Annotated in this window: 12 protein-coding genes and 1 riboswitch; of the genes, 7 read left to right on the top strand and 5 right to left on the bottom strand. The window is 62.3% G+C overall.

What is annotated here, in order from left to right; all coding sequences use genetic code 11:
• Window positions 1–92 precede the first annotated feature (92 nt).
• Window positions 93–758, top strand: coding sequence for a glutathione S-transferase (locus tag BMZ35_RS06385; RefSeq protein ID WP_093092637.1), 666 nt, complete (start codon window positions 93–95; stop codon window positions 756–758).
• Between the two features lie 44 nt (window positions 759–802).
• Here BMZ35_RS06385 and BMZ35_RS06390 read toward each other — a convergent pair whose 3' ends face one another.
• Entirely contained in the window at window positions 803–1,243 is a 441-nt protein-coding gene (locus BMZ35_RS06390; RefSeq protein ID WP_093091932.1) for a 6,7-dimethyl-8-ribityllumazine synthase, read from the bottom strand.
• Window positions 1,244–1,327: 84 nt separating this feature from the next.
• Window positions 1,328–1,478, bottom strand: a riboswitch (FMN riboswitch).
• Between the two features lie 62 nt (window positions 1,479–1,540).
• Here BMZ35_RS06390 and BMZ35_RS06395 point away from each other — a divergent pair.
• Together BMZ35_RS06395 and BMZ35_RS06400 are read left to right on the top strand one after the other, a co-directional pair.
• Window positions 1,541–2,182, top strand: a complete 642-nt coding sequence (locus tag BMZ35_RS06395) for an FMN-binding negative transcriptional regulator (protein ID WP_093091934.1) — start codon at window positions 1,541–1,543, stop codon at window positions 2,180–2,182.
• Between the two features lie 4 nt (window positions 2,183–2,186).
• Window positions 2,187–2,792: a glutathione S-transferase gene (locus BMZ35_RS06400; protein ID WP_093091936.1), complete on the top strand. Its 606-nt coding sequence runs from the start codon at window positions 2,187–2,189 to the stop codon at window positions 2,790–2,792.
• 43 nt (window positions 2,793–2,835) lie between these two features.
• Here the strand turns inward: BMZ35_RS06400 and fdhF are convergent, their stop codons facing one another.
• From fdhF to BMZ35_RS06415, 3 genes are all read right to left on the bottom strand, one after another.
• Window positions 2,836–5,619: a formate dehydrogenase subunit alpha gene (gene fdhF / locus BMZ35_RS06405; protein ID WP_093091938.1), complete on the bottom strand. Its 2,784-nt coding sequence runs from the start codon at window positions 5,617–5,619 to the stop codon at window positions 2,836–2,838.
• Window position 5,620: 1 nt separating this feature from the next.
• Window positions 5,621–7,309: an NAD(P)H-dependent oxidoreductase subunit E gene (locus BMZ35_RS06410; protein ID WP_093091940.1), complete on the bottom strand. Its 1,689-nt coding sequence runs from the start codon at window positions 7,307–7,309 to the stop codon at window positions 5,621–5,623.
• Between the two features lie 87 nt (window positions 7,310–7,396).
• Window positions 7,397–8,278 carry a LysR family transcriptional regulator gene (locus BMZ35_RS06415; protein WP_093092639.1) on the bottom strand — a complete coding sequence of 294 codons (882 nt, stop codon included), beginning with the start codon at window positions 8,276–8,278 and terminating at the stop codon, window positions 7,397–7,399.
• A 414-nt stretch (window positions 8,279–8,692) separates the two neighbouring features.
• Here BMZ35_RS06415 and petA point away from each other — a divergent pair, with 414 nt between their 5' ends.
• The 3 genes from petA to BMZ35_RS06430 are packed head-to-tail and all read left to right on the top strand — an operon-like array spanning window position 8,693 to window position 11,385.
• Entirely contained in the window at window positions 8,693–9,253 is a 561-nt protein-coding gene (petA, locus tag BMZ35_RS06420; RefSeq protein ID WP_093091942.1) for a ubiquinol-cytochrome c reductase iron-sulfur subunit, read from the top strand.
• 11 nt (window positions 9,254–9,264) lie between these two features.
• The gene (gene petB / locus BMZ35_RS06425) at window positions 9,265–10,578 is read left to right on the top strand and encodes a cytochrome b (protein ID WP_093091944.1); all 1,314 of its coding nucleotides are present in this window, start codon (window positions 9,265–9,267) and stop codon (window positions 10,576–10,578) included.
• 15 nt (window positions 10,579–10,593) lie between these two features.
• The gene (locus tag BMZ35_RS06430) at window positions 10,594–11,385 is read left to right on the top strand and encodes a cytochrome c1 (RefSeq protein ID WP_093091946.1); all 792 of its coding nucleotides are present in this window, start codon (window positions 10,594–10,596) and stop codon (window positions 11,383–11,385) included.
• A gap of 92 nt (window positions 11,386–11,477) precedes the next feature.
• Here BMZ35_RS06430 and BMZ35_RS06435 read toward each other — a convergent pair whose 3' ends face one another.
• Window positions 11,478–12,296 (bottom strand): DUF2189 domain-containing protein, encoded by an 819-nt coding sequence (locus BMZ35_RS06435; protein WP_093091948.1) that lies wholly within the window; start codon window positions 12,294–12,296, stop codon window positions 11,478–11,480.
• Window positions 12,297–12,646: 350 nt separating this feature from the next.
• Between BMZ35_RS06435 and pncA the strand changes: the two genes are divergently transcribed.
• Window positions 12,647–13,243, top strand: a complete 597-nt coding sequence (gene pncA, locus BMZ35_RS06440) for a bifunctional nicotinamidase/pyrazinamidase (protein WP_093091950.1) — start codon at window positions 12,647–12,649, stop codon at window positions 13,241–13,243.
• The last annotated feature ends 60 nt before the right edge of the window (window positions 13,244–13,303 follow it).

Here is a 13,303-nt window from a genome sequence, read left to right on the forward strand (position 1 = left end):
TTCGGGGCCTGACGGCCCCTGCCAGAGGTTGGGCGTGGCGCGCTGCGCGCGTTTTGAGTATTTCTGGCAAAATGAAGGAGGAAGAGACCATCATGGCCGATCCTGTTCTCTACAGCTTTCGGCGCTGCCCCTATGCGATGCGGGCGCGGCTGGCCGTGGCCATCTCAGGGGTGAAGGTCGAACTGCGCGAAATCCTGTTGCGCGACAAGGCGCCGGAGTTTCTGAAGACCTCGCCCAGCGCGACGGTCCCTTGTCTCAAAGCTGGCGATCTGGTTCTGGACGAAAGCCTCGACATCATGATCTGGGCCTTGCAACAGAGCGATCCGCAAGGCTGGCTCTCGATGCCCGCCGACGGCCAAGACCTGATCGCCCGTGCCGATGGCCCCTTCAAGCGGGTCCTCGACCGCACCAAGTATCACACCCGCTATCCCGATCTGGACCCTGAAGACCAGCGCGCGCAGGCGATGACCTTTCTTAACGACCTGAACACCCGGCTTGAAGAGACCCCATGGCTCTTTGGCCCAATCCCAACCCTGTCAGATATGGCCATCCTGCCCTTCGTTCGCCAATTCGCCTTTATCGACAAGCCTCGGTTCGATGCCGAAGCGCCCCCTGCGTTGGGCCGTTGGCTCAATACCTTCCTCGCCTCGGACCTGTTCGCAAAGATCATGCCAAAGCCTCCGGTCTGGAAAGCGGGCGATCCCCCGACCTTCATTTCGCAGGAAATACTCGCGCCGCAGGCATCGGGGCGGGCCTGACCCGCCCCAAAACTTTCTTGTGCGCCGCAAGGCGCGCCGCTGGTCTACGCCGCAGCCACAAGCCCCGCGCGGGTTTTGAGAACTCCAAGCGCCGCTTGCGCCGCCTCGCGCCCCTTCTCGACGAAATGCGCGCGGTAGATCGCATTGTGGTGTTCGGTCTCCTGATACTGGTGCGGCGTCAGCGATACCGAAAGCACCGGCACCCCGGTATCCAGCCCGGCCCGCATCAGACCATCGACCACCGCCTGCGCGACGAAATCATGGCGGTAAATCCCGCCATCTACGACGAAAGCGGCACAGGCCACCGCGCCGTACTGCCCGCTGGCGGCAAGATCGCGCGCCAGAAGCGGCATTTCGAAGGCGCCGGGCACGTCGAACACGTCGACCTGCGCCGCCGGGATGATCTCGCAGAATCCCGCCAACGCCTGATCGACAATATCGGCATGCCATTGTGCCTTGATGAAGGCAAATCGGGTGTGTGTCATATCGGTCTCTCCTTTTGCAACAGACACGTCACCCAAGGCGATCACGAACAACACCGGCGCGCCCCGGCACAGGGCGCCCGCGTTGCACGTTCTCTTCCATCCGGACTATCACCGTCGGCTCCGGCCTCGCACCGGATCTGCTTGTCACCCGACCATCGGTCGGGCCGCTCGCGGGCTCATGAGGTCTCCCCCAAATACCGCCGGTGGGGAATTTCACCCCGCCCTGAGAACATCACCACCTTGCCAATCCGGAACGTCCCCTGCAACATCCAATCGACCAAGGAGACGCACCGGCACATGCACCCGAACCCCGCCTTTCGCACCATTCCTTCCGAGGACAATCTCGCCTTTGCCCGAGAACGCGGCTTTGGCATCCTGACCACGCCGGGCGACGCGGCACCGTTGATCTCGCATGTGCCCTTCGTGCTTGACCCGGACGGCACCCATGCCGACCTGCACCTCGTGCGCTCCAACCCGATGGTCCGCGCAGTTTCCGGGCCAACCCCGGCGCGCATCGCAATCAGCGGTCCCGACAGCTATATCTCGCCGGACTGGTACAACCTGCCCGACCAGGTTCCGACCTGGAACTATGTTGCCGTACACCTGACTGGCACTCTGTCCCCGCTGCCCGACGATCAATTGCCTGGGCTTCTCGACGAGCTGTCCCTGCAATTCGAAGCCCATCTCCTGCCCAAGCCGCCATGGACAAGGGACAAGATGACCCCCGGCGCCTTTGAGCGCATGCTGCGCATGATCCGCCCCTTCCGCCTGACCATCGACGATGTTGCGGGCACGTGGAAGCTTGGCCAGAACAAACCCGCCCCCGCGCGCCACGCGGCGGCAGACCAGCTTGGCGCATATGGCGTCGGCACAGAAACCCGCGTTTTGGCGGGGCTGATGCGCTCGCCCGTTGCCAACCCCGACCAGCAAGAAGGATAATCCGATGCAACTGATCCATTCCCCGGCGTCGCCGTTCGTGCGCAAGGTGCGCGTGACGCTGATCGAAACCGGACAACAGGACGATGTAGAGCTGATTCCCGTGGCGACCACGGCGCTCAACACCGCACCCGAGGCTGCGGCGGCCAACCCGCTGGGCAAAATCCCGGCCCTGATCCGCCCCGATGGCCCGGCGATCTATGACAGCCGGGTGATCTGCCGCTACCTTGCCGCGCGCGCCGGGGCCAATCTCTATCCCGAGGACCGGCTCTGGGATGTGCTCACGCTTGAGGCCACCGCCGACGGCATTCTCGAAGCGGCTGTTCTCATGGTCTACGAAAAACGCCTGCGCCCCGAAGAGATCGTCTTCGAGCCGTGGCTCGAAGCGCAATGGGGCAAGGTCACAAACGCGCTCGACGTGCTGAATGAACGCTGGATGAGCCATCTTAAAGGCCCCGACAGCATGGCCCAGATCGCCGTTGGCTGCGCCCTTGGCTATCTTGATTTCCGCCACGGCGACCGCGACTGGCGCCGGGGCCGTGACGGGCTGGCCCAGTGGTATGCAGACTACGCTCAGCGCGAAAGCATGCAGGCCACGATCCCCGAAGGCTGACCCACAAAAAACAAGGAGCGGCCCGAGAGCCGCTCCTCTTTTCTTACTCGGCTGCCACAGGCGCGCTGGCTTTCGCCACCTTCACCGCCGAGTATTTGAACTCGGGGATCTTGCCATAAGGGTCCAGCGCCGCGTTGGTCAGGATGTTCGCCGCCGCCTCGACATAGGCAAAGGGCAGGAACACGTTGTCCTCGGCCACCGCGCGATCCGCCCGCGCCATCACCGTCACCGTGCCGCGCCGGGTGCTCAACTCCACATACTCCCCCGGGGCCACACCCAGCGCGCTCAGCGTCTTGGGATGCATGGAACAGTTCGCCTCCGGCTCAACCGCATCAAGCACCTTGGACCGCCGGGTCATCGACCCGGTGTGCCAATGTTCGAGCTGCCGCCCGGTGATCAGCACCATTGGATAGTCCGCATCCGGTGTCTCATCGGGCGGGATCACGTCTGCGGGGCGGAAACTCGCACGCCCTTCGGCACGCGGGAACCCATCGCCAAACACGATCGGCTGGCCGGGATCTTCGGGCGACAGCGACGGATAGGTCACCGCCGTGCGCTCAAGGCGCTCCCACGTGATGTTGTCGAGCGAGCCCATGTTAAGCTTCATCTCGGCAAACACCTGGCTTGGGTGGTCATACGCCCAGTTCAGCCCCAGCCGCTTGGCCAGTTCCACTTCGATCCACCAATCTTCCTTTGCCTCGCCCGGCGGCGTGCAGACAGGCCGCCCCATCTGCACTTGCCGGTTGGTGTTGGTCACGGTGCCCGATTTCTCGTACCACGCGCTTGATGGCAGGATCACATCGGCATAGTTCGCCGTTTCGGTGAGGAAGATGTCCTGCACCACCAGATGCTCCAGCTTGGCCAAGGCCGCGCGGGCGTGATCCACGTCAGGGTCCGACATCGCGGGGTTTTCGCCAAGGATATACATGCCGCGAATATCGCCATCGTGGATCGCATGCATGATCTCGACCACGGTCAGACCTTTTTCATTGCTGAAATCCTCTGACTGCCAGACCTCGGTAAAGGCAGACCGCACCCCATCATCCATCACGCTCTGGTAATCGGGCAGGAACATCGGGATCAGACCGGCATCCGAGGCGCCTTGTACGTTGTTCTGCCCCCGCAAGGGGTGCAGACCCGCGCCCGGTTTGCCGACATTGCCGGTCATCAGGGCAAGGTTGATCAGGCAGCGCGCATTGTCGGTGCCGTGGATATGCTGGCTGACGCCCATCCCCCAAAAGATCATGCCCGCTTTCCCGGCGGCAAAGGTCCGCGCCGCCGCGCGCAACGCGTCCGGCTCGATGCCACAGATCGGCGCCATCTTCTCGGGGCTGAATCCCTTCAGATGCTCTTTCATCGCCTCCCAGTTCTCGGTGAACTGCGCGATGTAATCGGCGTCATAAAGCTCTTCCTCGACGATCGCATGCATGATCGCGTTGAGCATCGACACGTCACCGCCCGCCTTGAATTGCAGGCGATGGGTTGCGAACCGTCCCAGCCCCACGCCGCGCGGGTCCATCACGATCAACTTGCCGCCGCGCTTGGCGAACTGCTTGAAATAGGTCGCGGCGACAGGATGGTTCTCGATCGGATTACACCCGATCACGATGGCCACATCCGCATTCTTGATCTCGTTGAACGTCGCGGTCACAGCACCGGACCCCACATTCTCGATCAGCGCCGACACCGACGAGGCATGACAAAGCCGCGTGCAGTGATCGACATTGTTATGCCCAAACCCCTGCCGGATCAGCTTCTGGAACAGATAGGCTTCTTCGTTCGAGCACTTGGCCGAGCCGAACCCGGCCACATAGGGGCCCTTTTGATCCCGCAACCTTGCCAGCCCACCTGCCGCGGCATCCAAAGCCTCTTCCCACGTCGCTTCGCGGAAATGAGTCATCAGGTTGCCCGGATCAACGTTCAGCCCCTTGGCGGGCGCATCCTCGCGCCGGATCAAGGGCTTGGTCAGGCGATGGGGGTGGTTGATATAGTCAAACCCGAACCGCCCCTTCACGCACAGGCGGTTTTCGTTGGCCGGGCCGTCAATGCCCTCGACATATTTGATCTTGTTGTCCTTGACCTTGAACTTGATCTGGCAGCCCACCCCGCAATAGGGGCAAACACTGTCGACCTCGCGGTCATAATCCGCGCTGTCCCCGGCGCCGGTCTCATCCAGCACATTGGCTGGCATCAGCGCCCCCGTCGGACAGGCCTGCACACATTCACCGCAGGCCACGCAGGTGGAATTGCCCATCGGGTCGTCCTGATCGAACACGATCTTGGCCGAACTGCCCCGCCCGCCCATGCCGATCACGTCATTCACCTGTACTTCACGACAGGCCCGCACACAGAGGTTGCAATGGATACAGGCATCAAGGTTCACGCTCATCGCGACGTGGCTCGCATCCAAGAGCGGAATGCTCTCGGGCGCTTTCGCCGGAAAACGGCTCTCTTCCACCCCGTTCAACGCCGCCATTTCCCAGAAATGGCTCGACGCGTCATGTTTGACCTCGGGCTGGTCGGCGGCCAACAGCTCGACGACCATCTCGCGCGCCTTCTTCGCCCGGTCGCTTTCGGACTTCACCACCATGCCCTCCGAGGCCGGTCGAATGCACGACGCCACAAGCGTGCGCTCGCCTTCCACCTCGACCATGCAGGCACGACAGTTGCCGTCGGGGCGATAGCCCTTGGCCGGCTTGTGACACAGATGCGGAATCACCAGACCCCGCCCATGGGCCGCCTCCCAGATCGTGGTACCTTCAGGCACGGTGACGTCTTCGCCATTGAGGGAGAAGGTTACCATTTCGATATGTGCTCCGTCAGCCATCTCAAACTTCCTCCCCGAAATGCTTCATCACCAACCGAATCGGGTTTGGCGCCGCCTGCCCCAAACCACAGATCGAGGCATCGCCCATCACCTGGCACAACTCTTCCAGCAGAGGCTGATCCCAGCGCTCCGCCTGCATCAGCTTCACCGCCTTTTCGCACCCTGCACGGCAGGGCGTACACTGCCCGCAGCTTTCATCCTCAAAGAACCGCAGCATGTTGAGCGCCGCGCCGCGCGCCGAATCCTGATCGCTCAGAACCACCACGGCGGCCGACCCGATAAAGCTTCCGTGCGGCTGCAACGTGTCAAAATCGAGCGGAATGTCATCCATCGACGCCGGCAGAAGCCCCGAAGACGGCCCACCCGGCTGATACGCCTTGAACACATGCCCCTCGGCCATGCCCCCGGCGGCTTCGATCACATCCAGAATGGTCGACCCCGCAGGCAACAGGTGCACGCCCGGATTTTTCACCCGTCCCGACACCGAATAGCTGCGCAGCCCCTTGCGCCCGTTTTTCTCGACCGCAAAAACCTCCGGCCCCTCACGGCAGATCCGCCCCACCCAATAGAGCGTTTCGACGTTGTTCACGAGCGTCGGACGGCCAAACACACCGACCTGCGCCACAAATGGCGGGCGATGACGCGGCAACCCACGCTTGCCTTCGATCGACTCGATCATGGCGCTTTCTTCGCCACAGATATAGGCCCCGGCCCCGCGCCGCAGGTCGATATAGCCCGGCGCCACGATCCCGGCCCCTTCCAGCTCTGCAATCTCGCGCCGCAGGATCTCCAGCACCGCCGGATATTCATCGCGCATATAGATGAAACAGGTCTCCGCCTCGACCGACCACGCCGCGATCAGCATGCCCTCAAGGAACATGTGCGGCGTGCGCTCAAGGTAATAGCGGTCCTTGAACGTGCCCGGCTCGCCCTCATCGCCGTTCACGGCCAGATAACGCGGCCCCTTTTCGGCACGCACGAATTCCCATTTCTTGCCCGACGGGAACCCGGCCCCGCCCAGACCGCGCAGGCCCGAGGAGAGCACTTTCTCCCCCTCGGCCACCGGATCGCCGCTCTCACGCAGCGCCAACAGGGTCTCATACCCCCCCGCATCACGATAGGCCGTGAAACCCTCATACTCCGGCAGATGCGCATGGGTGTCCCCGGCGGCAAGCGCCGCCGCCACCTTCTCGGGCGTGGCATGGTCGATATGGTTGTGCCCGATCTCCAATACCGGCGCCGTATCGCACCGCCCCATGCAAGGTGCGCGCAACACCCGCACCTCTGACGGGTCCAGCCCGTCCTGCAACGCTGATCGCAGCGCCTCGGCCCCCGCCATCTCGCAGGACAGCGAATCACATACCCGGATCGTCAGGGAAGGCGGCGGGGTGTCCCCCTCGGCCACCACATCGAAATGAGCATAGAAGGTAGCCACCTCGTAAACCTCGGCCTGCGCGATCCCCATCTCATCCGCAAGCGCACGCACATGCGCGGCAGACAGATGTCCGCAAGCATCCTGAATAATATGCAGAAACTCGATCAGAAGGTCCCGCCGCCGGGGTTGATCCCCCAACAGAGCGCGCACCTCGTTCAACGCAGCATCGTCCACCTGCCGCCCCTTGGGTGTGCGCCGGGATTTGCCGGTGCCCTTCTTCTTCCAGATGCCATTTTGATCGTCCAGCGGTGCCATGCTGCCCTCCTTGCCAGAGCGCAACAGTGACATCAGCCAAACTGATAATCAATCGCCCCGAAATGAAGGCGCATTAACTTTTGCTTATCAAGAAAGCGCCAGCAACCGGCGCAGCGCCTCGACTGCGGGCAAACCCGGATCGCGCCGCGCACTGACCAGCGCAACTTCCTTTTCGACTTCCGGCTCCACCAGCGGCAGCGCAACCGTCCCCGCGCCCCCACCCAGCGATTGCACCAGTAACTCGGGCACCACGGTCGCGGCCATCCCGTTCGCGGCCATCGCCATCGAGGCCGTGAACCCGTTGGTTTCCGCCACCACGCGCGGCACAAGCCCCAGCTCGGCAAACAACGTATCCAGGATGCGCCGGTTGCGCATTCCCGGCTCCAAAAGGCTCAAGGGCAGCTCCGCCGCCTCTTCCCAGCGCGCAACTCCTTCCCGTCGCGGCGCCATCGCTTCGGGTGCCAGCAACAGATAACGCTCGTCATAGAGCCGCTCGACGCGCAACAGATCCCGCGACACGCCTTCCGCATAGGTCATGCCGGCGTCGAACCGACCGTCCTCAAGCCCCTGCTGAATCTCCAGCGACGTGGCCGCGAGAATTCGCAGGGTGATACCGGGATGCCGGTCATAGAGCCGACGCGCGGTCTGGGCCGCAAAGGCCACCGCCGTCGGCACCACCCCGAGCGAAAGCCGCCCGGTGATGTCGCCCCGCGCCGAGCGGAACTCGGCTTCCAGAAGCTGCACATTCTCCATGATCTTACGCGCATGGCGCACCAGCGCCTCACCCTCCGGGGTGAAACCGCGAAACCGGTTGCGCCGCGTCACCACGGACGTGCCCAGCCGTTCCTCCATCTTGCGGATGCGCATGGAAAACGCCGGTTGGGACACGCCACATTCCTCCGCCGCACGCGCAAAATGCCGGTGCCGCGCCAAGGCGGACAGAAATTCCAGATCTCTCAGGCTGATCACGGCGCGCCGCCTCCTCTGCATTCCGTCTCTGCCCATAGCAGCTTTGTCACTGCCGGGCGACTCACTCTGCCGGACGATTCCCCCGGCACTTTCTTTTTCCAGAAATACCCTGGGGAGTCGCGCAGACCTGCGCGACGGGGCAACGCCCCGCCCCTCTGCGACGGTGGCCAGCGGCCAACGGCGCGGACATCCTGCGCGCCACAGGCGCCCATTTCCACCACCTTGCCGGAAATCATCCCCAGTTGCGGCCCATATGCTGCACAAGCGCGACAGAGAGACGCGAGGGCTTGTCAGAGGCGAATGTTCGCTGGACGGGTAGCAACTCTCTCGTTAAATAGCGGCGGGGAGAGGCTGCGGGACACCGCGGCCCCAACGATATTGGCCGGATTTCGGCTGAAAAATGGAGAGAACCTCGTGTCCCACGCAGAAGATCACGAAGGCACCCGCAGAGACTTCCTCTACTACGCCACCGCTGGCGCAGGTGCCGTGACCGCAGGTGCCGCCGTCTGGCCGCTGGTCAACCAGATGAACCCCTCCGCGGATGTCCGGGCGCTGTCGTCGATTCGCGTCGATACGTCGGGCATCGAGCCCGGCACGCAGCTGACCGTAAAATGGCTCGGCAAGCCGGTGTTCATCCGCCGCCGTACCCAGGAAGAAATCGACGCAGCCCGCGCCACCCCGGCGTCGGACCTGCCGATCGACCAGATGTCCCAGAACGCCAACAAGCCCGGCTCCGACGCCTCGGACGAGAACCGCTCGATGGACGAAGCTGGCGAATGGCTGGTGATGATGGGTGTGTGTACGCACCTCGGCTGTGTGCCGCTGGGCGATGGCGCCGGCGACTTCGGCGGCTGGTTCTGCCCCTGCCACGGGTCGCACTACGACACATCCGGCCGTATCCGCAAAGGTCCGGCTCCCGAAAACCTTCATGTTCCGATCGCCGCCTTTGAAGGCAGCGAGCTGGTCCTCGGATAAGGAACGCGCACATGTCCGGAATTCCTCACGATCATTACGAAGCCAAGTCGGGCGCCGCAAAGTGGGTCAACTCCCGCCTGCCCGTCATTGGCCTGATCTATGACACCATCATGATCCCCACCCCCAAAAACCTGAACTGGTGGTGGATCTGGGGCATCGTCCTGGCCTTCTGCCTGGCGCTGCAGATCGTCACCGGTATCGTTCTGGTGATGCACTACACCCCGCATGTCGACCTGGCTTTTGCCTCGATCGAACACATCATGCGTGACGTGAACGGTGGCCACATGCTGCGCTACCTGCACATGAACGGCGCCTCGCTGTTCTTCCTTGCCGTTTACATCCACATCTTCCGCGGCCTGTTCTACGGCTCCTACAAGGCGCCCCGCGAAATCACGTGGATCGTCGGCATGATCATCTACCTCCTGATGATGGCCACCGGCTTCATGGGCTATGTTCTGCCCTGGGGTCAGATGTCCTTCTGGGGCGCGACCGTGATCACCGGCCTGTTCGGCGCCATCCCATTCGTGGGTGAATCGCTGCAGACCTTCCTTTTGGGCGGCCCGGCCGTGGACAACGCCACGCTGAACCGCTTTTTCTCGCTGCACTACCTGCTGCCCTTCGTGATTGCCGCACTGGTGATCGTGCATATCTGGGCCTTCCACACCACCGGGAACAACAACCCGACCGGTGTCGACGTGCGTCGCGGTTCCAAGGAAGAAGCCAAGAAAGACACCCTGCCGTTCTGGCCCTACTTCGTGATCAAGGACCTGTTCGCCCTGTCGCTGATCCTCGTGGTGTTCTTCGCGATTGTCGGCTTCATGCCCAACTATCTGGGTCACCCCGACAACTACATCGAAGCCAACCCGCTGGCGACGCCCGCACACATCGTTCCGGAATGGTACTTCCTGCCGTTCTACGCGATCCTGCGCGCCTTTACCGCCGATGTCTGGGTCGTGATGTTCGCAAGCTGGATCACTGGTGGCATCATCGACGCCAAGTTCTTCGGTGTGCTTGCCATGTTCGCAGCGATCATCGTCATGGCGCTGGTGCCCTGGCTGGATACCTCGCGCGTGCGCTCGGGTCGTTTCCGTCCCCAGTTCAAGTGGTGGTTCTACCTCTTGGTCATCGACTTCATCGTCCTGATGTGGGCCGGCGCAATGCCCGCCGAACCGCCCTACTCGACCATCTCTCTGATCGGGTCGGCCTACTGGTTCGCCTATTTCCTCGTGATCCTGCCCATCCTGGGTGTGATCGAAAAGCCGACAACCCCGCCGGCCACGATCGAGGAAGACTTCGAAGCCCATTACGGCAAGCCTGCTGAATAAGAAGGAAACAGGATAATGCTTAAGAAACTTAGCATCGCCGCAGTTGCTGCCCTGTCCCTTTCGGCAGGTGGCGCGATGGCCGCAGGTGGCGCTGGCCACATCCACGACGTGGACTTCAGCTTTGAAGGTCCGTTCGGCAAGTTCGACCAGAACCAGCTGCAGCGCGGCCTTCAAGTCTACACCGAAGTCTGTTCGGCCTGCCACGGTCTGCGCTATGTGCCGCTGCGCACGCTGGCCGACGAAGGTGGTCCGCACCTGCCCGAAGATCAGGTTCGCGCCTATGCCGCGCAGATGGACATCTACGACGCCGAGCTGGAAGATGATCGCCCGCGCAAGCCCACCGATCACTTCCCGATGTCGGGCGATCCCAACGCGCCTGACCTGTCGCTGATGGCCAAGGCCCGCGCAGGCTTCCACGGTCCTGCCGGAACCGGTATCAACCAGTTCATCAAAGGCATGGGTGGCCCGGAATACATCGCCTCGATCCTGACCGGCTACACCGGTGAGGAGAAAGAGGAAGCGGGTACCACTTTCTACGAAAACACCGCCTTCCCGGGCGGCTGGATCGCCATGGCGCCCCCGCTCTATGGTGAGGACGTGGAATTTGCCGACGGTCACTCGAACGAACTGCACCACGAAGCCGAGGACGTTGCCGCCTTCCTGATGTGGGCCGCCGAGCCCAAGATGATGGCGCGCAAACAGGCCGGTTTCATCGGCGTGCTGTTCCTGACCGTGCTGACCGTGCTTCTGTACCTGACCAACAAGAAGCTCTGGGCACCGATCAAAGGCAAGAAACTGGATCTCTGATCCACTCCAGATCTCGAAAACCAAACCCCGTCCGGCATGTCCGGGCGGGGTTTTTCTTTGGAGTCAAACTGCAAACTGCTCTGTCGGACGGTTCACCCTTCCACCGGCGCCACGGCCCGTTGATAAAGATGCCACGTCGTGTGCCCAAGAATCGGCAACGTGAAGATCAGCCCCAGAAACGCGGGGACCATCGACAACAGCACCGTGACCGATATGATCGCCGCCCAGCCAAGCATGACCACCGGGTTTTGTTTGACCACCTCGACCGAGGTCAGCATGGCAGTCACGAAATCACACTCCCGGTCCAGCAGCATCGGCATGGCCACAACCGTCACCGTGAACAGGGCGGCAGAAAGCAAAGCCCCTGAACAGGTGCCGATGGCAAGAAAGGTCCACCCTTCGGGCGTGAAGAACACGGTATTCAGAAAGCCACCGACATCCGAAAATGACGCATTCTGCAGGACGATCGCCAGCCACAGTCGCACCTGATACATCCACACCCAGAATATGAACAACGTGACAAAGGCCATCCAGCCCATCTCGCGTTTGCGCTGATCGGCCATGACGGTAAGGATATCCGCCCAGCCAAAGCTTTCCCCCTTCTGCAATCGGCGCGACATTTCATAAAGCCCGGCGGCGGCAAAGGGTGCGACCAGCGGAAAGCCGACGACGGCGGGAATGATCATCCAGATCTTGCCGAGCCAGACAAGGCACCAGACAAGCAGAATGCCGAAAACCGCGTAGAACAGGCCGAAAAAGCCGCTCATGAACGGGTGGGCGAGGAAATCGGAAAACCCGGCCTTCAGCGATGCGGTGATATCATCGGCGGTCACCTTGTTGACCTCTGGAATGCCCCCTTGCTGCGGTGTCGGGGCGTCCGGTTGCGTGGACTCTTCGGTCTTGGATGTCATGAAACACTCCTCCCAATGCGTTGCGCCGCGCTGGACCGTTTACCCCCCGTTTTGGCGGAACACGGACACCCTTCCTTTGACGACAAGTCTGCATCAGGCGGGGTTTTCGGGCAAGTGGCGGCCTGACCGGGCTTGTTAACCTCCGCAGGCCTAGCCCCCTTGTCACAGCCCGCTGCGTTAACCCGGCGGATTTTCCGATCCCGCACCGACGCAATACCGACGTGATACCGACGCGAAACCGAACCCCCAAAGCCCCATGAAACAAGGCCATTAACCCCGAGTCGCGCGGCCTGCGCATTGACCCACGCGTGCGACCTGTTACGGTTTCGCTAACCTTTGAGGAGCCCGCCATGTCCCATGCCCTGATCGTGATCGACGTCCAGAATGATTTCTGCCCCGGCGGAGCGCTGGCCGTACCGGACGGCAATGCCATTGTTGCCGGGATCAACGCGCTGATGCCGGGTTTCGACGCCGTGATCCTGACCCAGGACTGGCACCCGGCGGGCCATTCGTCCTTTGCATCCTCACATGAAGGCAAGGGCCCGTATGAGCTTGTCGACATGCCCTATGGCCCACAGGTGCTCTGGCCCGATCACTGCGTTCAGGGCACCACCGGCGCTGCCTTTCACGCCGATCTGAACACCACCCGCGCCGATCTCATCATCCGCAAGGGTTACAACCCGGCCATCGACAGCTACTCGGCCTTTTTCGAGAACGATCAGAGCACGCCAACGGGGCTGGAGGGTTATTTGAGGACGCGGGGCATCACCGACCTGACCATGGTCGGACTTGCCACCGATTTCTGCGTCAACTTCTCGGCCCAGGACGCCGCGCGCTTGGGCTTTGCCGTGACCGTGCGCCGCAATCTCTGCCGCGCGATTGATCTGGACGGATCTCTTGATGCGGCGCTTGCCGGGATGACGGACAAGGGCGTCGCGCTGGCCTGATCAATAAATTGCCTAATTCTTAAGGATTTACCCCATAGAAATGGATCATCTTTGCAGAAG

Source organism: Shimia aestuarii (assembly GCF_900114635.1).
In the GTDB taxonomy this organism is placed as follows: domain Bacteria; phylum Pseudomonadota; class Alphaproteobacteria; order Rhodobacterales; family Rhodobacteraceae; genus Shimia; species Shimia aestuarii.